Origin of the sequence: Rahnella aceris, assembly GCF_011684115.1 — a bacterium.
In the GTDB taxonomy this organism is placed as follows: domain Bacteria; phylum Pseudomonadota; class Gammaproteobacteria; order Enterobacterales; family Enterobacteriaceae; genus Rahnella; species Rahnella aceris.
Genome location: NZ_JAADJV010000001.1, coordinates 1,890,659 through 1,912,506, shown reverse-complemented (window position 1 = coordinate 1,912,506; position 21,848 = coordinate 1,890,659). Strand labels below are relative to the sequence as shown.

The window sequence follows — 21,848 nt, the reverse complement described above, 5'->3', positions numbered from 1 at the left end:
TATGTCATTCTGGAAACGGAGTACCACGCTTGAAGCCCTGAATCAGCGCAGTCAAGGATGTATGGTGGGCCATGTGGGGATTGAGTTCACGCAGTTGGGTGAGGATTTCCTCGAAGCGACCATGCCGGTAGATGTACGCACAACACAGCCTTTTGGTTTACTGCACGGCGGCGCATCTGTTGTTCTGGCCGAAACGATGGGATCAATGGCGGGTTATTTATGCTGCGAAGGAAATCAAACTGTAGTGGGCGTGGAAATTAATGCCAGCCATATGCAGTCTGCACGGGAAGGGCATGTGCGCGGTGTTTGCCGCGCATTGCGCACCGGCCGCCGCAGTCAGGTGTGGCAGATTGAGATTTTTGATCAGAAAGGGAATCTGTGCTGCGTATCGCGGTTGACGACCATGGTAATCGAACATTAATACAGGCTGTTAATCAACACTGATCATACAGTCAGAAAGTGGACAGGCGGATGCATGATGAATGTGTCCGCTTTTTTATTTGACTTAGTAAAGGGAAGTAACCTGTTGAAAGCACATCAAAGCTGGAACGGAACGCGTTTGGCAAAGTCAGTTTGAAATGCCGTTGCTTTTTCCCAGATGCCCATCATGGCATAATACTGACAAATGAGTTTTAACGTGTGCCGTGCGAAATGGTAACTCTGAACACGGAAGAGTTCACACCGAACCACGCTGTTGATTTCCAGGATCAGGCGGTTATGTAATTTGCATAACGCATGAAGATAACTGTGATCATCCCCGTTTTGCAGGCACAGATTGGCCATATCCAGACAGATGCTGTTGAAGCGTTTGAGCTGGCAAAGATGCGCATCCGGGCGTCGTAAGGCGGCATCCGCCATATAAAAATCCACGGTGGCATCGCGGACACTCGATTTATATTCGTCGATCTTGCCTTGCAACCACGCATTTACCGATTGAGTCATTCTCAGTATTCCGGGTTATCTGAATGATAATCATTATCAAATAATGAACATCATATTGGCAAAAAATCGCCGGATCAACGTTTTCATCCGGTTTTTTTATTTTTGTGTAGTTAAGCCAGTAAGCAAAAAGAGCTTTAATTCTTCAGATATGGCGAATTCATAAATAGGCATTTCCGATGAATGTTTTATAATAGACACAATGAAAGCTATTAAACCTTACCTTTTATAAGGTTTATTTCAATTTTTAACAAAAAATTGACAATTTATTCAATCAGTTGATGGTCGCGGTGTTCAAGACCCGCCAGTGGCCAGATGTAAAGACGGTGCACATTGAGTGTCTTTCCTCGTGTGTAATCGCTATACCCTCTTAAAACAAGAGGTTGAAGTGATTAATGTTATCACTAGAATAGAGACAATAGGTCTTGTCTATGACCGTAAAATTATGAGGTAAGACAGATGCAAACTGAAACTGTCGGCTCTTTCTCTTTAGACGACAACGTATGGCAAGGCGTTAGCCTGACAGATTCTGCAGCGAAACAGATTAATACTCTGGTGGCTCAGGATCCCGAAGTCAAAGGTCTCCAGCTTTCCGTGAAACAATCGGGCTGTGCTGGCTTTGGCTACGTTTTGGATTTAACCAAACAACCGGCCAGCGATGACCTGGTGTTTGAACATGACGGCGCTTTGCTGTTTGTTCCGCTGAAAGCCATGCCTTTCATCGACGGAACCGAGGTAGATTTTGTCCGCGAAGGACTGAATCAGATATTTAAATTCAATAATCCTAAAGCTCAGCATGCCTGCGGGTGTGGCGAAAGTTTCGGTGTTTAAAACTTTCTGTTTCTAAGATTATTGTAAACAAAGCGATGTAACCAACATGTCACGAAGCAACGTAGAAATTCCAGATGATGTGCAGTCTTGGGTCGGCGAGGGGACGAATTACAAGGAAGGGTTCTTTACCCAGCTGGCAACCGATGAATTAGCATCAGGCATCAACGAAGATGTGGTGCGTGCGATTTCCGCTAAGCGCAACGAGCCTGAGTGGATGCTGGAGTTCCGTCTGCAGGCTTATCATGCCTGGTTGAAAATGGAAGAGCCACACTGGCTGAAGGCGTATTACACGCCTCTGGATTACCAGGATTACAGCTATTATTCCGCGCCATCTTGTGGCAGCTGCGATGATAGCTGTGGCTCACAACCGGGGGCGACGCAGCAATCGGGCGGCGAGTCCCTCGGTGTTCCTGCGGGCGAAGCGAATAATTATCTGACCAGCGAAGTTGAAAAGGCTTTCGAACAGCTGGGCGTTCCGGTTCGTGAAGGCAAAGAAGTCGCCGTTGATGCGATTTTTGACTCCGTATCTGTCTCCACAACGTATCGCGATAAGCTGGCTGAATCGGGCGTCATTTTCTGCTCATTTGGTGAGGCAATTCATGAATACCCTGAGCTGGTGCGCAAATACCTGGGTACCGTCGTGCCTGCGCAGGATAACTTCTTTGCGGCGCTGAATGCGGCAGTGGCCTCGGATGGTACTTTTGTTTACGTGCCTAAAGGCGTGCGTTGTCCGATGGAACTGTCGACTTACTTCCGTATCAATGCAGCGAAAACCGGTCAATTCGAACGTACGATCCTGATTGCTGACGAAGGCAGTTATGTCAGTTACATCGAAGGCTGCTCCGCGCCGGTACGTGATACCTACCAGCTGCACGCAGCGGTGGTTGAAGTCATCCTGCACAAAGACGCGGAAGTGAAATATTCCACCGTGCAGAACTGGTTCTCCGGCAGCAAAGACAGCAGCGGCGGTATTCTGAACTTCGTGACTAAACGTGCATTGTGCGAAGGCGCTGGCTCGAAGATGTCCTGGACGCAGTCTGAAACCGGCTCAGCTATCACCTGGAAATACCCAAGCGTTATTCTTAAAGGTGATAACTCAATCGGTGAATTCTTCTCGGTTGCGCTGACCAGTGGTAAACAGCAGGCGGATACCGGTACCAAGATGATCCACATTGGTAAAAATACCAAGTCGACCATTATTTCCAAAGGGATTTCCGCCGGTCACAGCCAGAACAGCTATCGCGGTCTGGTGAAGATCCTGCCAAGTGCAGAAAATGCCCGTAACTTTACGCAGTGTGACTCCATGCTGATTGGCGCCGACAGTGCCGCGCATACGTTCCCGTATGTTGAAGTGCGCAATAATACGGCTCAGCTGGAACATGAAGCCACGACGTCAAAAATCGGCGATGACCAGCTGTTCTACTGTCTGCAACGTGGTATCAGCGAAGATGACGCTATTTCCATGATTGTGAATGGTTTCTGTAAAGATGTCTTTTCCGAGCTGCCGCTGGAGTTTGCTGTCGAAGCACAGAAACTGCTGGCGATCAGCCTTGAACACAGCGTCGGTTAATTCGCCGTACGTTTTCCCTGCCGTCGCAGCATGGTGTGATGTGTGCGACGTGCAGGTGTGAGTTCTCAAAGTCACAGCATAAAACAGAATTATGAGCGCCCAGGCGCAAACTCAAGGATACGTATGTTAAGCATTAAGAATTTGAAGGTCCGTGTCGAAGAAAAGGAAATTCTGAAAGGACTTGATCTGGAGATCAAACCGGGTGAAGTACACGCCATTATGGGCCCGAACGGCTCAGGTAAAAGTACGCTCTCCGCGACACTGGCTGGCCGTGAAGATTACGAAGTCACTGACGGTTCCGTCATCTTCAACGGTAAAGATTTGCTGGAACTCGCGCCGGAAGATCGTGCTGGCGAAGGCGTATTCATGGCTTTCCAGTACCCGGTAGAAATCCCTGGTGTGACCAACCATTTCTTCCTGCAAACAGCAGTGAATGCGGTGCGTAAATACCGCGGGCAGGAGCCGATGGATCGTTTTGACTTCGCAGATTTCATCGAAGAGAAAATCGCGATGCTCAAGATGCCTGCCGATTTGCTCACCCGTTCAGTGAATGTAGGTTTCTCCGGTGGCGAGAAAAAGCGTAACGACATTCTGCAAATGGCAGCGCTTGAACCAAACCTGTGCATCCTTGATGAAACCGACTCCGGTCTGGACATCGATGCGCTGAAGATTGTTTCTGATGGTGTCAACACACTGCGTGACGGCAAACGTTCATTCGTTATTGTCACCCACTACCAGCGTATCCTCGACTACATCAAGCCTGACTACGTGCATGTTCTGTATCAGGGCCGCATCGTTAAATCCGGCGATTTCACCTTGGTTAAACAGTTAGAGGAGCAAGGTTATGGCTGGCTTACCGACGAAGAGTAATGTCCCTGCGGCGGGCAGTTCGCACGCCATGCAGCAACTTTACCGTCTTTTTGAAAGCCGTGGCGGTGAGCAATCCCCCCATGCGCATGCTCACTGGCAACAGGTGCTGCGCCTCGGTTTTCCGCATGCCAAACTGGAAGACTGGAAATACACGCCGGTTTCTTCACTGCTGGGCAATCAGTTCTTTGCTCCTCAGCAGCAGGCGCTGACGGTTGAGAAAATCAAATCCCTTGCGCTGCCACTGGAGTGCTACCGTCTGGTTTTCGTGGATGGTCGTTTTGATGCGAGCCTGAGCGACAGCGATACCGGTGCGTTTGAAATCGAAAAACTGAGCCCTTCCGCGCAACAAACGTTACCGGATCCGATTCAGTCAGAGGTGTTTTTACATCTGACTGAAAGTCTGGCGCAGGATTCTTTCTCTGTGCGTTTGCCTGTAGGCAAGCACGCTGAGAAACCGCTGTATCTGCTCCATCTGAGCAGTGGTCGTGACCAGTCGCGCGAAATGAATACCGTTCATCATCGTTATCACCTGGCGATTGAGAATGGTGCGAATGCAGAAGTTATCGAGCATTACCTGAGTCTGAACGACCAGGGACATTTCACCGGTGCACGTATGACGATAAATGTGGGCGATAATGCAGATTTCACGCATTACAAACTGGCCTTTGAAAGCCAGGCCAGTTTCCACTTCTCGCATAATGATCTGGTCATCGGGCGCGATGCACGTGTTTCCAGCCACAGTTTCCTGCTGGGTGCGGGCCTGACCCGAAATAACACCAGCGCGCAGCTTAACGGCGAAAACAGCAATCTGGATATCAACAGTCTGGTTCTGCCGGTTGATTCTGAGATTGCCGATACCCGGACGTATCTGGAACATAATAAAGGCTATTGCAACAGCAAACAGTTGCACAAAGTGATCGTGAACGATCGCGCTAAAGCGATTTTCAACGGCATGATTAAAGTGGCCCAGCACGCACTGAAAACTGATGGCAAAATGACCAACAACAACTTGTTGCTGGGCAAACACACTGAGGTTGATACCAAACCTCAGCTGGAAATTTATGCCGATGACGTGAAGTGCAGCCACGGTGCGACAGTGGGTCGTATCGACGACGAACAGCTTTTCTATCTGCGTACCCGTGGGATCAGCGGGCAGGATGCTCAGCAAATGATCATCTTCGCTTTTGCTGCCGAACTGACGGAAGCCATTAAGAATGAAACCCTGCGTGAAGTCGTCATTGCCCGTATTGCAGGCAGACTAAATCGAGGTAAGTAATGAGTTTTCCACTGGAAAGAGTACGTAGCGATTTCCCTGTGCTGAGCCGTGAAGTTAACGGCCAGCCGCTGGCCTACCTTGACAGCGCGGCCAGCGCGCAGAAACCGCATCAGGTTATTCAACGAGAAATGTCTTTCTTCGAACAAGGTTATGCTGCGGTTCACCGTGGTATTCACACCATGAGCGCGGAAGCGACTGAGCAGATGGAAAACGTCCGCACTCAGGCCGCCCATTTCATGAATGCCGCATCGGCGGAAGAAATCGTCTTCGTCAAAGGTTCCACGGAAGCCATTAACCTGGTCGCCAATACCTGGGGACGTGAGTTTTTACACGCCGGCGACCACATTATTCTGACTGAAATGGAACACCACGCGAACATCGTGCCATGGCAGATGCTGGCGAAAGAACGTGATCTTCATATCGATGTCTGGCACCTGACACCCGAAGGTGAGCTGGATTTGTCACAGCTTGAATCGCTGATCACGCCACGCACAAAATTACTGACGCTGGCGCATGTTTCCAATGTATTGGGCACTGTTAACCCGATCGAAAAAATCATCCCTCAGGCGAAGGCTGCTGGTCTGACCGTTCTGGTTGATGGTGCGCAGGCGGTCATGCATCATGCGGTTGACGTGCAGGCGCTGGGCTGTGATTTCTATGTCTGGTCCGGACATAAACTTTACGGGCCGACCGGTATTGGTATTCTGTACGGCCGCAAGGCGTTGCTGGATCAGATGCCTCCGTGGGAAGGTGGCGGCTCAATGATCAAACATGTCAGTCTGACCGAAGGCACGACATTCGCGGCGGCGCCGTGGCGGTTTGAAGCGGGCACACCCAACACCGGCGGAATTATGGGGCTGGGTGCGGCAATGGAATACGTGACTGAGCTGGGTCTGGAAAATATCCATGCTTATGAACAGGAACTGATGAACTATGCGCTCAACGCGATGGCGCAGGTGCCTGATATTCAGATCTACGGCCCGGCCACCCGAGCTGGGGTTATTGCGTTCAATCTCGGCAAACACCATGCGTACGACGTAGGCAGTTTCCTTGACCAATACGGTATTGCCATCCGCACCGGTCACCACTGTGCGATGCCATTAATGTCCTTCTACGGTGTTCCGGCTATGTGCCGTGCGTCGCTTGCGATGTACAATACACGTGAAGAAGTCGACCGTTTGGTCGCTGGACTGCAACGTATTCACCGGTTGTTGGGTTAATCCTGACAGCCCAGATCAGGATGTCTTTATGGCTTTGCCAGATAGAAACAAGTTAGTCAGAAACTTTTCCCGATGCCCGAATTGGGAAGAAAAATATCTGTACGTGATTGAGCTGGGTGGCCAGTTACCGGTTTTACCGGAAGAATACCGTCAGGATCAAAACCTGATTTCCGGCTGCCAGAGTCAGGTATGGATTGTGATGCGCACTGATGAAAATGGTGCACTGACCTTCGAAGGTGACAGTGATGCAGCCATTGTTAAAGGTCTGGTCGCGATTGTCTTCAGCCTGTATCAGGGTTTAACGCCTCGTGATGTGGTTGAACTGGATGTGCGTCCGTTTTTCACTGAACTTGAACTGAGCCAGCATCTGACACCTTCACGCTCGCAAGGGCTGGAAGCGATGATTCGCTCTATTCGCGCTAAAGCCGCAGAGTTGTCTTAATACCGCTAGCTGCTGTACTGCCTTGCTCATTAGGAATTATCTGCTAATGAGCAAGGCAGATGACTTCTTTCTCTGCACATATCTCCTTTTACTCCTGATTTTTCAACCCACTATCCTCCTGCTTTTTATTCTGACTTCTGTAAGGTAACTTTCTGATTTACAGTGGTTTGATTGCCATGAAATTCTGTGCTGCTAATATTACCGGACAAGATAATTGTCTTGCCTCAGATTCGCTGAGCGCAGGCCGAAAAAGGACTGAGTATGAGACGCGCATTACCCCTTCTGGCAATGTTAGTTGGCACAATAATGGCAACGCATTCCATGACCGCAAGTGCAGCAGAATACCCTTTGCCGCCGGATAATAGCCGCCTGATTGGCGAAAATACAACGTATGTTGTGCCCAACGACGGTAAGCCGCTGGAAGACGTGGCAGCCAAATACCAGATTGGCCTGATTGCGATGCTGGAAGCGAATCCGGGAACTGACCCTTATTTGCCAAAAGCCGGAACTGTGCTGACCATTCCTTCGCAGATGCTGTTACCGGATACCAAACGTGAAGGTATCGTAGTCAATCTGGCTGAAATGCGTCTTTACTACTATCCGAAAGGCGAGGACAAAGTCATTGTCTATCCGATTGGTATCGGCCAGTTAGGGCGTAACACACCGGAGATGGTGACATCAGTCAGCCAGAAGATCCCCAATCCTACCTGGACGCCCACTGCCAATATCCGTAAAGCCTATCTGAAAGAGGGGATCACATTGCCGGGCATGGTCCCAGCCGGGCCGGATAATCCGATGGGCTTGTTTGCGATGCGTCTGTCTGCAGGAACAGGACAGTATCTGATCCACGGCACCAATGCGAACTTCGGCATTGGTATGCGCGTGAGTTCCGGTTGTATCCGTCTGCGTCCTGACGATATCGAAGCGCTGTTTAACTCGGTGCCTAAAGGGACACGCGTACAAATCGTGAATCAGCCAATCAAGTTTGATATCGAACCGGACGGTAAACGCTATATCGAGGTGCATCAGCCGTTGTCCCACACGGAGAAAGATGACCCGCAAACCAAACCAATTCCTCTGACTGCAGCAATGAAGAAATTTATTAAGCATGATGAGACTAACGCTGAGATGGTAAAAGAAGCGATTAAACGTCGTGCGGGTATGCCGGTTGTTGTCAGCGTTGGCGATAAAGCGGGGGATACACCACCGGCTATCAATCAGCCGCAAACAGCGACTTCGGGCGAACCGGCAGTCAATACAGCCAGTACGCAGTAAACGTCGCAGAAACACATCAGAAACGATTTAAACTTCAGGGGCCATCATGGTCCCTTTTTTATGTCTGACATTCACGTGAGTGATTGAGGGCGTTTTAAATGGGGGATTTAGTGATGATTCAAAGACCTGAATGCGAGGGAGAAAAAAAACATAATGAAATTGCAGGTAAAAAAAATGGCGCACTGAGTGCGCCATTGAACTAGAGAAGTAAATATTACTTCTTGTAAGCGTGAGCTTGGTTATCCAGACGTTGGTTAGCGCGAGCTGCATCGTCTTTAGCTGCTTGAACGTCAGAACGGATTGCGTTCACGTCGTTGCTCAGTTGGTCAACTTTAGAGTTCAGAGTAGAAACGTCTGAAGACAGTTGGTCGATTTTAGCATTGCTTGAACAACCAGCCAGCATAGTTGAAGCCAGGATTACAGCGCCCAGTACCAGTTTAGTGCGATTCATTATAAAACCCTCTAGATTAAGTTAATCTCCATGTAGCGTTACAAGTATTACACAAACTATTTTCTAATGAGAATAATTTTTTGCCGGTAGACGCTATATTTTGATCGTTCGCTCAAAGAAACATCTTTTTTTACGAAAAAGTTAAAAATTGCAGCGAAAACAGCCGTATTCCATGGGACTTATCCCAATTTTGCAGCTACTGCATTTAGCACTTTTTATGAAAGAAGATACTTTTTGAATAAATAAACGCCACATTTCGCGGCGTTCATTAATGCTCTTGGTCACGTTTTTAATTAAACAACATGCACCGATGAAGTATTGGTTGTACCGCTCTGTACCAGTGCGCCAGAAACCATCACTACGATATCACCTTTCTGTGCCAGACCGCTTTCAATCGCCGCTTCTTTACCGATACGGTAGAAGTCGTCAGTAGAAGCAATCTCTTTCACCAGTTGAGTCACCACACCTTTGGTCAGGATCAACTGACGTGCGGTGATTTCATTAGTGGTCAGGGCAAGGATAGTCGCATGCGGGAAGTATTTACGCACGGCTTTTGCTGATTTACCGCCGCTGGTGGCAACGACGATCAGTGGCGCGTCCAGTTTCTCTGCAGTTTCAACAGCACCACGGCAAACCGCTTCTGTGATACGCAGCTTGCGGTTTTCGTTCTGGCCATCAATGCGGCTTTGCATTACGCGGTCAGTACGGTCACAGATGGTAGCCATGATAGTTACAGCTTCCAGCGGGTATTTACCTTTCGCACTTTCGCCAGACAGCATCACTGCGTCGGTACCGTCGATGATGGCGTTAGCTACGTCGCCAGCTTCTGCACGGGTAGGGCGTGGGTTTTTGATCATGGAATCGAGCATTTGCGTAGCGGTAATAACCACTTTGCGTGCACGGTTACATTTCTCAATCATCATCTTCTGCGCGAAGATAACTTCTTCAACCGGAATTTCAACACCCAGGTCACCACGGGCAACCATGATGCCGTCTGACGCTTCGAGGATTTCGTCGAAGTTATTCAGGCCTTCCTGGTTTTCGATTTTGGAGATGATCTGGATGTGTTCGCCACCGTGTGCTTTCAGGTGTTCACGGATTTCCAGAACGTCAGAACGTTTACGGATGAAAGAAGCCGCGACGAAGTCAACGCCTTGCTCGCAACCGAAGATCAGGTCACGTTTGTCTTTTTCAGCCAGCGCTGGCAGTGCGATAGAAACACCTGGCAGGTTAACGCCTTTGTTTTCGCCCAGGTCGCCGTTGTTCAGCACTTTACAGGTCACGTCGGTTTCGGTGACGTTGGTCACTTCCATACCAATCAGGCCGTCATCGACCAGAATGGTGTTGCCGATTTTCAAGTCAGCAGCAAAACCCTGATAGGTAACCGCAACACGTTCGGTGTTACCGATAACGCTTTGATCCGTGGTGAAAGTGTAAGTCTGACCCGCAACCAGAGAAGCGTCTTTGCCGCCTTCCAGTTTCATGGTGCGGATTTCAGGACCTTTGGTGTCCAGCAGAATTGCCGCTTTGTGACCGGTCTTCGCCATCACGTTGCGGATATTTTGAATGCGCTGACCGTGCTCTTCATAATCACCGTGAGAGAAGTTCAGACGCATAACGTTCATGCCTGCATCAAGCAGCTTGGTCAGCATTTCTTCGGATTCAGTTTTCGGTCCGATGGTACAAACAATTTTGGTCTTTTTCATGACGATTTTATCTACAAGTTGTGATGGATAGGAAAAGTGTTTGCCTGACAGCATCGCTGCCCGCGCGGAATTGAGGTGGTGCCTGATTGAAGCAAATCATTACTAAGCGTAGAAGACTGTGAAAGGAATGGTGTAGTAAGTTCAGCCAAAGCATAGCGATTTGTGCGATTTATCATCGCTACTGGAGTGGTGATGCTTTTGTAAGTGCGATATCGACAGATCAAGGGGCTGAAACCATTCAATCGAAGAGACGATGCGTATTATAGAGGGGAACAGGTTGGGAAACCAAATAAAAAACGTGATGCGGCGCAAGCTTAGGGCAGATTTCGGAACGTTGTTTTGAAATTATCCAATGCGGGCAGGGGTGAAAGCAGAAGTGATAACGGTTTGTTCACGCAAGTGTCAAAAATGATACATACGGGAAATAATCTTAAAAAATACAAACGGATGACTTAACGTAAATTTATCAGGGAAAATAAAAGCCAACAGAGAGGTTCAGGTCGTTCCAGGGAGTTTGATGCACAAGGGAGAGTTCAGGAAGTTGCTTTGGTGCGTCCGAGTGGACTCGAACCACCGACCCCCACCATGTCAAGGTGGTGCTCTAACCAACTGAGCTACGGACGCACAATATGCAACGGTACTGCTAAGAAAGATGGTGCGTCCGAGTGGACTCGAACCACCGACCCCCACCATGTCAAGGTGGTGCTCTAACCAACTGAGCTACGGACGCATCGTTTTTCTTTTTCATCAGCCAGTGTTGGCGACGGGGACGAATATTAACGACCTCTCTGAATACTGGCAAGGGAAAAAAGACATTTTCCTGTCATATTGTGCGTGACTGCCGAGCTTATGTGCATTGCGTTGTTTTTTTAGACATAAAAGCCAGCGCAATAGCTGAAAAATCCGCGCGCCGGAACAGATATTCACAGCACGCGGATGAAGCCGGGGGGATTAACGGCCCGCTTTTTGCAAAATGGTGTAAGACGGTTGCTTCTGTAACCAGCGCATCCGCAATGTCATCATCAGCGCTGCGAAGGTCAGCCCCAGAATAAATCCGCACCAGAAACCGCTGGGGCCCATCTGCGGAACCAGAATATCGGTCAGTCCGAGAGCGTACCCTACCGGCAGGCCCAGCACCCAGTAAGCGACAAACGTAATATAGAAGATGGAACGTGTGTCTTTATAGCCCCGCAAAATGCCGCTACCGATAACCTGAATCGCATCTGAAATCTGAAACAGCGCAGCAAAGATCAGAAGATGGGAAGCCAGAGTGACGACTTCCGGGCTGTCATTATAAAGGGAGGCAATGTGCTCGCGGAAAATGATGGCCGTCAGACTGGTGCAACAGGCCATCATAATTCCCGTTCCTATACTGGTATAAGCCGCAATCTTCGCGCCTTCAACCGACGATTCCCCCAGCCGCGAACCCACTCGAATCGTGGCGGCGACACCTAAAGACAGCGGAATGACGAACATCAGGGAACCGACGTTGAGCGCAATCTGGTGACTGGCGACAGCCACGATCCCAAGTGGGGAGACGAGCAGGGCAACGATCGCAAACAGTGTCACTTCGAAAAATAATGCCAGTGCGATTGGCATACCGAGCTGGATCAGACGGCGCAATGTCGGCCAGTCGGGTTTCGCAAACCGCGAATGCGGCTGAGTATCGCGCAGGGCACGATTGCGACGTACGTAAATCCGCATGATGAAGAACATGACCCAATATACGGTCCCCGTGGCGACACCACAGCCGACGCCACCGAGCGCGGGCGCACCGAACTTGCCGTAAATAAAAATGTAATTCACGGGAATGTTCACCAGCAGACCGATAAAGCCGAACACCATGCCTGGCTTGGTTTTTGACAAACCTTCACATTGGTCACGCAGCACCTGGAAGAATAAATAGCCCGGAGCGCCCCACATAATGGCATGCAGATAGCCGACGGCTTTTGCTTTCAGTTCGGGATCAATATTATGCATCAGGCTAAGAATATGGTCGCACTGTGACAGCACCGCGATGATCAGCACCGAAACCCCCGACGCCAGCCAGAATCCTTGCTGAACCTGATGACCAATTTTATCGCGACGCCCGGCTCCATTTAAATGCGCGATGGTTGGTGTCAGTGACAAGAGTAAACCGTGTCCGAATAAAATCGCCGGCAACCAGATTGAGGTGCCGACAGCGACGGCAGCCATGTCCGTGGCACTGACCGACCCCGCCATTATTGTGTCCACAACGCCCATGGATGTCTGGGCTATTTGCGCAAGGATGACCGGGATGGCAAGCGCTAACAAAACCCGCGCTTCTGCAAGGTACTTCTGCACAGATACACCTTTTTTCTTGATTATATTGAATAAAAAACGCCACAACAGATGGCATTAAACAGAGAGAAATAGTCCGAAGATTGTACATTGTCGGTATTTTTAAGCAAACAAAGCTGTTAATAGCTGGTTAAATAATGGAATTGAAGCAGACGGTGCTATTTCTTCTTGCAGAGATTTGGCTTTCAATTAATTCTGCGGCAAACTGAACGGAGTGACGTTTTAATACAACAGATTCAAACATTGAGGAAAAGGCTATGTTTACCGGAATTGTACAGGGAACCGGCACGGTCGTATCGATCGACGAGAAACCCAATTTCCGTACCCATGTTGTTCGTTTACCTGAAGATATGCTGGATAACCTGCAACTCGGCGCATCGGTATCACACAACGGTTGCTGCCTGACGGTGACTGAAGTGAACGGTGACCTGGTGAGTTTTGATCTGATGAAAGAAACCCTGCGCCTGACAAATCTGGGCGAACTGAAAGAGGGCGACTCAGTTAATCTGGAACGTGCAGCGCGTTTTAATGATGAAATTGGCGGACATTTAATGTCTGGTCATATTATTTGTACGGCGGAAGTGGCAAAAATCCTGACGTCAGAAAATAACCGTCAGATCTGGTTCCGTATGCCGCATGAAGATTTGATGAAATATGTATTACATAAAGGTTATATCGGGATCGACGGTATTAGTCTCACCATCGGTGAAGTGACCCGCACCCGTTTCTGTGTACATTTAATTCCGGAAACCTTGCAACGCACAACGCTGGGCACGAAACGTCTGGGCGACAAAATTAATATCGAAATCGATCCGCAAACTCAGGCGATTGTCGATACGGTCGAACGCGTATTAGCCAGTCGTGAAGCGGCGATCGCTACGGCACAGGCGATGATCGATAAAGCCGAATAAGTTATCTCAGACCCTTTATTGACATAAAAAAACCGGACATTCAGTGTCCGGTTTTTTATTAGCTAACGCATACAACCATCAGCGTGGTACGCGCATTCCGCCATCAACGCCTTGCGGGCTAAAGACGACTTGCCACAACTGAATGTCCCGGGCGCGGAAAGCACCGGCGCAGGCATTCAGGTAGTAGGTGAACATGCGGTGGAAACGTTCACCGTATTTTTCCGCCAGTTCCGGCCAGTGTTTCTGGAAGCGTTCATTCCACGCCATCAGCGTGCGGTCATAATCAGCGCCGATATTGTGCCAGTCTTCCATTACAAATAATGACTCACTGGTTTGTGCAATTTGTTGAACCGACGGCAGGCAACCGTTGGGGAAGATGTATTTATCAATCCACGGATCGACATTAAGGTCTGTTTTATTAGAACCGATGGTGTGCAGCAGGAAAATGCCGTCAGGTTTGATATTGCGTTTGGCGACATTAAAATAGGTCTGATAATTTTTCGGACCCACATGCTCAAACATTCCGACAGAAACAATGCGGTCAAACTGATCATTAAGGTCACGGTAATCCTGCAGCAGGATTGTGACATCCAGCCCTTCACAGCGTTTTTGAGCCAGTTTTTGTTGTTCAGCAGAAATCGTGACACCCACAACGCTCACGCCATAATTTCTTGCCGCAAACTCTGATAATCCACCCCAGCCGCAACCGATATCCAGCAAGCGCTGTCCCGGTTTTAATTGCAGCTTGTCACAGATCATTTTGAGTTTTGCTTCCTGTGCTTCTTCAAGCGTAGTGGCCTCTTTCCAGTAGCCGCAGGAATATTGCATGTACGGGTCGAGCATCAGAGTAAATAAATCATTCCCCAGATCATAATGCTCTTTGCCAACAATCCACGCCCGTTTGCGGGATTGCAGATTGGTCAGGCGTGCTGCGGCGACACGTAAAGTATCTTTAAAATGGTGGGGGAGTTTACTTTCCAAACCGGCACGAATAACGCGCTGGAAAAAGATATCCAGACGGTCGCATTCCCACCAACCGTCCATATAACTTTCACCGAGGCCCAGAGAACCTTCCTGTAAAACACGCTTAAAGAAGTCAGTGTTTTTTACTTTAAGGTCGAAAGGACGATTACCGTTTACCTGAATATCTGCCATCGCCAGCATTTCACTGGCGATCCGGTACCACTGATTGTCCTGAATGCTTTGATCTTCTATACACGATGAACTCATAGCTTCTCCATCACTTTCTCTTCTGACTTATTAACCTGCCGGGAAAAGCAAAGGCTATTTTTGCAGGTCTTTATGAGAACAGACGACTAGCGCCTCGCCCGATATTCGACACCAACAGAGGAAATTAAGAAGAACGCCTGCGCGCCGTAAGACGTGCAGGAAAATCATCCTTGAAAAAGTACAAAAAAATAAGTGTGACACTGTCCGCGCGTCTGGCTTAAGTATGTGATAAAAGTTTTGTAAAAGTGCTATTTTATTTGGTTTTGTTGAGTATAGGCTCGCTGGCAGGCATTCTCAATAGTTAATCGTGATGAATGAAAATGCCCGTTAAGTGACTGTTACATCAGGGTATTATCACTATTAATTAGCATGCCTTGTCTGAGCTTCCTGCTCTGATTCCTGTCCATTGTCTTGCGGGCTTTCATGCTGCAAAGAGAGCCAGCGGCCCAAAACTACCAACAATAGTGTAGACAGCATGATCGTGACTGTCGCCATGAGCGGATGCACAATAAATGCGGAAACCAGCAAGCTGGCAAGGAAGCACAGCCCGAGCTGCAGCGTATTTTGCAATGCTGCCGCCTTGCCTGTATTAGCAGGAAACGGCATTAATGCATTTGCGACAACAATTGGGTAGGTTGCACCATTCACCAAAGCCATCAGACAGAAAGGGATCAGCAGGCTAATCAGCCCGGCATCCGTGAACATGGCAACACAGAACAAAGTCACCATACTGACGCCGTAACCCGCCAGTAACCATGGCAGAATTTTATTACCGTCCAGCTTGCTGATCACAACACGGCAACCAAAACCACCAAGCAGGAAAGCAATAGTCTGCGGGACATAGCTCAGCCCGATGGCACCGGGTGAATAACCCATGTCGCTCAGGATAAACGGTGAACCCGTTAACCACGCAAAGAATCCGGCTGAACAGGCGGCATAAATCATGACATTCCCGCTGTAAACAGGCGATTTCAGTAACGTCGCAAACCCTGTTTTATCAGCCTTCGCTTGTTTTGCCGGTTTATTCTCACGCAGAGTCAGCGTCGTCAGCACCAGGACGACGGCGACTGCGGTCAGCAGAGCAAAAATGGCTTCCCAGTCAAAATGATTGAGTACCCACGCACCAAGTAATGGTGCCAGTGCCGGAGAAAGAGCCACTAACGGCATAATGCTGGCGAAGGTTTTTTTCGCCACATCGGCAGAGAAACGGTCAACAACGATTGCCTGCCAGGTGACTGCGGCGGCACAAACGCCCATCGCCTGTAAGAAGCGCAGGGCCAGAAGGGCGCGTACATTCTCAACCCAGATAACGCCCAGACAACCGACCGCAAACAGTGTCAGACCAAGAAGCAATACCGGTTTACGGCCGATCCTGTCTGACAACGGCCCCCATAACAACTGACCGAGAGCAAATCCGCCGAGAAAAATGCTCAGACTTGCGCTGATCATCCCGGGGCTGGTCATCAGACTGGTTTGCATGGCGCTGAACGCAGGCAGATACATATCAGTGGCTAAAAAGCCCAGCATGCTCAGTCCCGCGAGATAGAGCATAAATCCAAAGGAGGGTTTCATTATCGTCTCATTAATTTATTTATTGCAGATGATGTGATGCAGATTACATACCGGAGGCGGAGTTTAACGCTTTGATAACAGGCTTGTGAAACGCTAATATTTGCACTCTGCTATCAAAAATATTGAAGGCTGAATTATGTGGTCAGAATACGCCCTTGAAGTGGTAGATGCCGTGGCAAGAACAGGTAGTTTTAGTGCGGCAGCGCAAGATTTGCACCGCGTACCTTCTGCTATCAGCTATACCGTCCGTCAGCTTGAGCAGTGGCTGGCCGTGCCGTTGTTTGAACGTCGCCATCGTGACGTGGTACTGACGCCTGCGGGAAAGGTTTTTGTCGATGAAGCGCGGATTCTGACAAAAAAAATGATAGCCACGCGCCGGCAGTGTCAGCAGGTGGCGAACGGCTGGCGCGGCGAATTACGTGTGGCGGTTGACCGGATTGTAAAACCCGCACGGACACGGCGTCTGGTGCTCGATTTCTACCGCCATTTTGCGGACACCGAACTCATTATTCACTCAGAAGTGTTTAATGGTGTCTGGGATGCGCTGGTTGACGGGCGGGCAGACGTGGCGATCGGTGCTACACGCGCGATACCGGTTGGCGGGGGCTTCAGTTTTCGTGACATGGGATTTATGGACTGGCATTGCGTCGTCAGCCCGCAACATCCGCTGGCTCAGTTATCCGGCGCGCTGAATGATGATGAGTTGCGGCCTTATCCTGCACTCTGTCTGGAAGACACCTCCCGGACATTGCCTAAGCGGGATACATGGACGCTTGATAACCAGCGGCGGCTGGTCGTGCCAGACTGGACCTGTGCGCTGGAATGCCTGACCGAAGGCTTATGCGTGGGTATGATGCCGGTTCATCGCGTCACGCCGTGGATAGAACAGAAAAAGTTGCAGGTGCTGACGCTGGAAAATACGTTTCCCGACAGCCCGTGTTGCCTGACGTGGGATCAAAGCAATCCGTCACCCTCGCTGGCCTGGTTGCTGGAATATATGGGCGATACAGAAACCATGAATCAGGAATGGCTGCGTGATTAGAAAAAAACGCCTGCATCTGCAGGCGTTCGATATCTGTTAACGGCGGTAATCGCGGTACGGACCATCGGCTACGGAACGGCGTTCGACCAGTTTCGGATGCACCTCAATGGTCTGAGACTCTTCACGCTTACTGACAATTCTGTCCAGCAACATGGTAAAGGCCATTTCACCCAGACGTTCTTTCGGCTGATGCACGGTTGTCAGCGCGGGGGAGAAGTAACGGGCGTTACGCACATTGTCGTAACCGATCACGGAAATATCCTGAGGAACGCGCAGGCCCAGTTCGTCTGCGGCACAGATTGCGCCCATTGCCATCACATCGCCACCACAGAATACGGCAGTCGGGCGGTGCTTCTGCATCAGAATTTTATGCATCGCCTGATAGCCCGATTCCGGCTCGAAATCGCCCTGAACCACCCATTCGTCACGCAGCGGAATATTGGCTTCAGTCAGTGCTTTCACAAAACCCTGGAAGCGGCCACCGCCGGTATTACGTGCCAGTTGGCCCGGGATCACCCCAATATCACGATGACCGCGTTCAATCAGATAACGCCCGGCCATGTAACCCCCTTCGAAAGCATTATCAATAATGCTGTCGGTGAAGTTCTTACGCGCTTCGCCCCAGTCCATGACCACCATTGGGATCGAACGGTGCTCCTCGAGCATATTGAGCAACTCATCAGGATATTCCGCGCACATCACCAGCAAGCCATCGACGCGTTTTTGCGCCAGCATTTGCAGGTAGGCTTGTTGTTTTTCCAGATTATTATGCGAGTTACACAAAATCAGCGTATAGCCTTTGGAGAAGCAGCTGTTTTCTACGGCTTCAATCACTTCGGCAAAATAGGGCGCTTCGCTGGAGGTGGCAAGCAGACCGATCGTTTTGGTGTTATTGACCTTCAGACTGCGGGCTACAGCACTCGGCGAGTAATGTAACTCTTTGATTGCAAGGAGAACCGCTTCTTTGGTTTCTTCGGCGACGAAACGTGTTTTATTGATGACGTGCGACACGGTTGTAGTGGAAACGCCAGCGCGCTTTGCGACATCTTTAATCGTTGCCATGTAAACAATGACTCCTGAACTCACGTGTTTCAGCACGTTAGCATTATGTTAATCGTTTGCTTGCGTGGATCTCACTGCTGGCTTCTAAAAGGGCAGTGAAATCGTTGGGTGGATTCTTCAGAATGAGGCGTGAAATGCTCTCGGGTGAAATCAACCGGCACACAGGCGTGTTAACCGACAATTTTCTCTTATAATGCAGGAAAGTGGAAGTAAAATTCTCAGGGATACATTGTCATTCAGCACAAGATTTTAAATGTTAATTATGCGAAAATGCGTTGGCACACAATTAGTGTGGCTTAAAAAATGCCACAATTTGATCCGAAAGGGGGGTTTGATGGACAGCAACCTGAAATTATCGTTGATCACCACGGTATGCGCTTTGCTTATGATTATCGCTTTCAGTTTCACTGCGGTGATGAACTGATTCAGTAAGTGATCCGCCATAAAAAAGGGCGATTCCTGTTACAGGAATCGCCCTTTTCAATTTTACGCAGTGGCCGTTACCGCCGATACTCTTCCCTGCAGAAACTCTTCGTTAAATGCTATTCAATGGCTGATTAGCGAAACTTCAGACTTAACGAATTGTTTATTATCGGATCGTTTTCGGCGTCATTACCCGGCGTGCACCCACATAATGATCTTGCCAGTAATCGTCGCCGAGAGAGGTGATTTTAATGTCTTCGCCCGTTCTTGGAGACTGAATAAACTTGCCGTTCCCCACGTAAACACCAACATGGTCTGCTGCGCCGCGGTTATTGATTCTGAAGAACACCAGATCACCGCTTTCAAGTTCGCCGCGTTTAACCGGAGCCGCATCGCGCAGGTGATACATTTCATTCGCTGTGCGTGGCATTTTAATACGGATCAAATCTTTGTAGGCGTAATAGACTAAGCCGCTGCAATCAAAACCGGTATTCGGCGAGGTTCCGCCCCAGCGATACGGTTTTCCTACCTGATGCATCAGTTTGGTCATCGCCGTTTGCTGGGCATGCTGATAGCGTTTTTTATGCGTTGCACTTAGCGTAATCGGTTTGCTGTCTTCTTCGGGCTTTTTACCTTTACGGTGCCGGCCATACGCTTCTTTTTTACTGACCCTTTCCGTGCTGTTTTTCGCGAGTGAACGGGTTTTGGCGTGTTTCACTGTTTTGCTTTCGGCCCGCGTGGTCTTCAGTGTCTTTTCTTTTTTACTTTCGGCCCGGGTCGTTTTGACACTTTTCTCCGTCGTGGTCTTTCGTTTAGCCAGTTCGGTACTTTTAACTTTCTTCTTCGAATTCTTGTCCTGAATTTTTTGTTCTGTCACTGGCGCGATTTTAGTTTTTTTACTGGTTTTCGCGGCCACCGTTTTTCGCTTTCGCCGTTCTTCAGGTGCAGCCTGATTAACATGGCTTTTACGCTGATCGGCAGAAACACGTGTCTGCGGCGATGCATGTGCCATATTCAGAAATAGCTGGGTAAAGAGCAGCACAAAAAGCGTGAACAGTAAGCGCATAGCTTCGTTACCATGAGTGGTAGGTTAAACATCAGGGATGTCAGAGTATTGCCTAAAAGAACCTGACAAAAAAGCACGAATTGACTCGATTCTAGATCATATTGTGAGAAAAAGTTAATGGCTTTTTTTATGTCGAAATAACCGCCATTTTTAGTCAAAAAAATAACCACTTTTCATGGTGTTAATATTTGAGTTAAAGAATGGAATTTTGCAAATCTGGCGTTATCGGTGAACGCCAAAAATGTTATTCTCAATGAATGTTTAAAGATGTGAGCCTGAGCGCACACATTAAAGATTGTTAAACAAAATGCCAGTATTGAGAAAGACCCCACAAAAAATGGCGTTTTTATCTGATGGCTGCCATCGTTACAATAGAAGGTATTGTGATTGCGCACCGTCTCTTTATGCTGCGCGTGAAGAGTAATGATCGTGACAGCCTGTACCGGCTTGAGGAAGCAAGAAATGACCACTCCAACAATTGAAAAAATTCAGAAGCAAGTTTCTGAAAACCCGATTCTGCTGTACATGAAAGGTTCGCCGAAACTGCCAAGCTGTGGTTTCTCCGCTCAGGCTGTTCAGGCGCTTTCAGCCTGTGGCGAGCGTTTCGCTTACGTGGATATCCTGCAGAACCCGGACATCCGTGCTGAGATGCCAAAATTTGCTAACTGGCCAACGTTCCCGCAACTGTGGGTTGACGGTGAACTGGTTGGCGGCTGCGACATCGTGGTTGAGATGTTCCAGCGCGGCGAACTGCAGCAGTTGATCAAAGAAACCGCTGAGAAATACAAATCTTCTGAAGAGAGTAATACGACAGAAGACTAACGGTTTTTCGGCCGGAAAGTAAAAAGAGCGACATGATGTCGCTCTTTTTTTGTCTTCAGTTCGGTGCAAAAGTTGTTATTGCTGATTTTCTTCCGATGCTGTTTCGTCTTCGACTTCTTCGTCTGAAAGCGCCAGAGGCCAGCCGCCTAAGCGTTTCCAGCGGTTGACCAGCTCGCAGAACAACTCGGCTGTGCGCTCGGTGTCATACAACGCAGAATGTGCCTGGCTGCTGTCAAAGACGATGCCCGCGCTGATACAGGCTTTTGCCAGCACCGTTTGCCCAAGCACCAGCCCGCTTAATGCGGCGGTATCAAACGTGGCAAAAGGGTGGAACGGATTACGTTTCAGTCCGGCACGTTCAGCCGCTGCCATCAGGAAGCTGTGATCAAAATTGGCGTTGTGCGCCACGATGATCGCGCGGTTACAGTTTTGCTCTTTCATCCCTTTACGGATGACTTTGAAAATCTCATGCAGGGCTTCATATTCACTGACTGCACCGCGTAACGGATTGGTCGGATCGATACCGTTAAACGCCAGGGCTTCCGGCACCAGTATCGCGCCTTCAAAGGGCTCGACGTGGAAATGCACGGTCTCATCGCTTTGCAGCCAGCCGTCTTCATCCATCTTCAGGGTGATGGCTGCAATTTCCAGCAGCGCATCGGTTTTGGCATTAAATCCGGCGGTTTCTACGTCGATAACCACGGGATAAAAACCACGAAAACGGCCTCTCAGGGCGTTAATGTCACTATTCTCGGCCATTAGTTTCTTATCTTCATCGAATTCAGCACGCATTATGGCAAATTTTGCCGCCACTTGCA

At 49.2% G+C, this 21,848-nt stretch carries 22 protein-coding genes and 2 tRNA genes; 13 read left to right on the top strand and 11 right to left on the bottom strand.

The window, feature by feature from the left end; all coding sequences use genetic code 11:
• The first annotated feature begins 1 nt into the window (after position 1).
• Positions 2-421, top strand: coding sequence for a hotdog fold thioesterase (locus GW591_RS08645; RefSeq protein ID WP_013576103.1), 420 nt, complete (start codon positions 2-4; stop codon positions 419-421).
• A 116-nt stretch (positions 422-537) separates the two neighbouring features.
• Here GW591_RS08645 and GW591_RS08640 read toward each other — a convergent pair whose 3' ends face one another.
• Positions 538-942: a hypothetical protein gene (locus GW591_RS08640; protein WP_013576102.1), complete on the bottom strand. Its 405-nt coding sequence runs from the start codon at positions 940-942 to the stop codon at positions 538-540.
• A gap of 456 nt (positions 943-1,398) precedes the next feature.
• Between GW591_RS08640 and sufA the strand changes: the two genes are divergently transcribed.
• The 7 genes from sufA (at position 1,399) to GW591_RS08605 (ending at position 8,423) form a co-directional block, all read left to right on the top strand.
• Entirely contained in the window at positions 1,399-1,770 is a 372-nt protein-coding gene (gene sufA / locus GW591_RS08635; protein WP_013576101.1) for a Fe-S cluster assembly scaffold SufA, read from the top strand.
• 46 nt (positions 1,771-1,816) lie between these two features.
• On the top strand, positions 1,817-3,340 hold the full coding sequence (gene sufB, locus GW591_RS08630) for a Fe-S cluster assembly protein SufB (protein ID WP_013576100.1): 1,524 nt from the start codon (positions 1,817-1,819) through the stop codon (positions 3,338-3,340).
• Between the two features lie 123 nt (positions 3,341-3,463).
• Positions 3,464-4,210, top strand: coding sequence for a Fe-S cluster assembly ATPase SufC (gene sufC, locus GW591_RS08625; RefSeq protein ID WP_013576099.1), 747 nt, complete (start codon positions 3,464-3,466; stop codon positions 4,208-4,210).
• Positions 4,185-5,486, top strand: a complete 1,302-nt coding sequence (gene sufD, locus GW591_RS08620) for a Fe-S cluster assembly protein SufD (protein WP_013576098.1) — start codon at positions 4,185-4,187, stop codon at positions 5,484-5,486. Before sufC ends, sufD begins: the two co-directional genes overlap by 26 nt.
• Positions 5,486-6,706, top strand: coding sequence for a cysteine desulfurase SufS (gene sufS / locus GW591_RS08615; protein ID WP_013576097.1), 1,221 nt, complete (start codon positions 5,486-5,488; stop codon positions 6,704-6,706). Before sufD ends, sufS begins: the two co-directional genes overlap by 1 nt.
• Positions 6,707-6,734: 28 nt before the next feature.
• Positions 6,735-7,148 carry a cysteine desulfuration protein SufE gene (gene sufE, locus GW591_RS08610; RefSeq protein ID WP_013576096.1) on the top strand — a complete coding sequence of 138 codons (414 nt, stop codon included), beginning with the start codon at positions 6,735-6,737 and terminating at the stop codon, positions 7,146-7,148.
• 261 nt (positions 7,149-7,409) lie between these two features.
• Positions 7,410-8,423 carry a L,D-transpeptidase family protein gene (locus GW591_RS08605; protein WP_013576095.1) on the top strand — a complete coding sequence of 338 codons (1,014 nt, stop codon included), beginning with the start codon at positions 7,410-7,412 and terminating at the stop codon, positions 8,421-8,423.
• 214 nt (positions 8,424-8,637) lie between these two features.
• Here the strand turns inward: GW591_RS08605 and GW591_RS08600 are convergent, their stop codons facing one another.
• The 5 genes from GW591_RS08600 to GW591_RS08580 all read right to left on the bottom strand — a co-directional run bounded on the left by GW591_RS08600 (position 8,638) and on the right by GW591_RS08580 (position 12,905).
• Positions 8,638-8,874 (bottom strand): major outer membrane lipoprotein, encoded by a 237-nt coding sequence (locus GW591_RS08600; RefSeq protein ID WP_013576093.1) that lies wholly within the window; start codon positions 8,872-8,874, stop codon positions 8,638-8,640.
• Between the two features lie 293 nt (positions 8,875-9,167).
• Positions 9,168-10,580 carry a pyruvate kinase PykF gene (pykF, locus tag GW591_RS08595; RefSeq protein WP_037035301.1) on the bottom strand — a complete coding sequence of 471 codons (1,413 nt, stop codon included), beginning with the start codon at positions 10,578-10,580 and terminating at the stop codon, positions 9,168-9,170.
• Positions 10,581-11,127: 547 nt separating this feature from the next.
• Positions 11,128-11,204: transfer RNA gene (locus GW591_RS08590), tRNA-Val, on the bottom strand.
• A gap of 29 nt (positions 11,205-11,233) precedes the next feature.
• A tRNA-Val gene (locus GW591_RS08585) sits at positions 11,234-11,310 on the bottom strand.
• Positions 11,311-11,531: 221 nt separating this feature from the next.
• Entirely contained in the window at positions 11,532-12,905 is a 1,374-nt protein-coding gene (locus GW591_RS08580) for an MATE family efflux transporter (protein ID WP_013576091.1), read from the bottom strand.
• Between the two features lie 254 nt (positions 12,906-13,159).
• Here GW591_RS08580 and GW591_RS08575 point away from each other — a divergent pair, with 254 nt between their 5' ends.
• Positions 13,160-13,813, top strand: coding sequence for a riboflavin synthase (locus tag GW591_RS08575; RefSeq protein ID WP_013576090.1), 654 nt, complete (start codon positions 13,160-13,162; stop codon positions 13,811-13,813).
• A gap of 78 nt (positions 13,814-13,891) precedes the next feature.
• Here GW591_RS08575 and cfa read toward each other — a convergent pair whose 3' ends face one another.
• A complete protein-coding gene (gene cfa / locus GW591_RS08570; protein ID WP_013576089.1) occupies positions 13,892-15,043 on the bottom strand; it encodes a cyclopropane fatty acyl phospholipid synthase in 1,152 nt (383 codons plus the stop codon).
• A 360-nt stretch (positions 15,044-15,403) separates the two neighbouring features.
• Positions 15,404-16,615 (bottom strand): purine nucleoside transporter PunC, encoded by a 1,212-nt coding sequence (gene punC, locus GW591_RS08565; RefSeq protein WP_013576088.1) that lies wholly within the window; start codon positions 16,613-16,615, stop codon positions 15,404-15,406.
• A 136-nt stretch (positions 16,616-16,751) separates the two neighbouring features.
• Here punC and punR point away from each other — a divergent pair, with 136 nt between their 5' ends.
• Positions 16,752-17,657, top strand: a complete 906-nt coding sequence (gene punR / locus GW591_RS08560) for a DNA-binding transcriptional activator PunR (protein WP_013576087.1) — start codon at positions 16,752-16,754, stop codon at positions 17,655-17,657.
• A 36-nt stretch (positions 17,658-17,693) separates the two neighbouring features.
• Here the strand turns inward: punR and purR are convergent, their stop codons facing one another.
• Positions 17,694-18,719: an HTH-type transcriptional repressor PurR gene (gene purR / locus GW591_RS08555; RefSeq protein WP_013576086.1), complete on the bottom strand. Its 1,026-nt coding sequence runs from the start codon at positions 18,717-18,719 to the stop codon at positions 17,694-17,696.
• A gap of 253 nt (positions 18,720-18,972) precedes the next feature.
• Between purR and cydH the strand changes: the two genes are divergently transcribed.
• Entirely contained in the window at positions 18,973-19,143 is a 171-nt protein-coding gene (gene cydH, locus GW591_RS08550) for a cytochrome bd-I oxidase subunit CydH (RefSeq protein WP_112152178.1), read from the top strand.
• A gap of 165 nt (positions 19,144-19,308) precedes the next feature.
• Here cydH and GW591_RS08545 read toward each other — a convergent pair whose 3' ends face one another.
• The gene (locus tag GW591_RS08545; RefSeq protein ID WP_013576084.1) at positions 19,309-20,208 is read right to left on the bottom strand and encodes a C40 family peptidase; all 900 of its coding nucleotides are present in this window, start codon (positions 20,206-20,208) and stop codon (positions 19,309-19,311) included.
• Between the two features lie 353 nt (positions 20,209-20,561).
• Here GW591_RS08545 and GW591_RS24190 point away from each other — a divergent pair, with 353 nt between their 5' ends.
• Both GW591_RS24190 and GW591_RS08540 read left to right on the top strand, forming a co-directional pair.
• Positions 20,562-20,690: a hypothetical protein gene (locus tag GW591_RS24190; protein WP_255347866.1), complete on the top strand. Its 129-nt coding sequence runs from the start codon at positions 20,562-20,564 to the stop codon at positions 20,688-20,690.
• Positions 20,671-21,030, top strand: coding sequence for a Grx4 family monothiol glutaredoxin (locus tag GW591_RS08540; RefSeq protein ID WP_013576083.1), 360 nt, complete (start codon positions 20,671-20,673; stop codon positions 21,028-21,030). Before GW591_RS24190 ends, GW591_RS08540 begins: the two co-directional genes overlap by 20 nt.
• Positions 21,031-21,105: 75 nt before the next feature.
• Here the strand turns inward: GW591_RS08540 and rnt are convergent, their stop codons facing one another.
• Positions 21,106-21,822: a ribonuclease T gene (gene rnt, locus GW591_RS08535; protein ID WP_013576082.1), complete on the bottom strand. Its 717-nt coding sequence runs from the start codon at positions 21,820-21,822 to the stop codon at positions 21,106-21,108.
• Between the last annotated feature and the right edge of the window lie 26 nt (positions 21,823-21,848).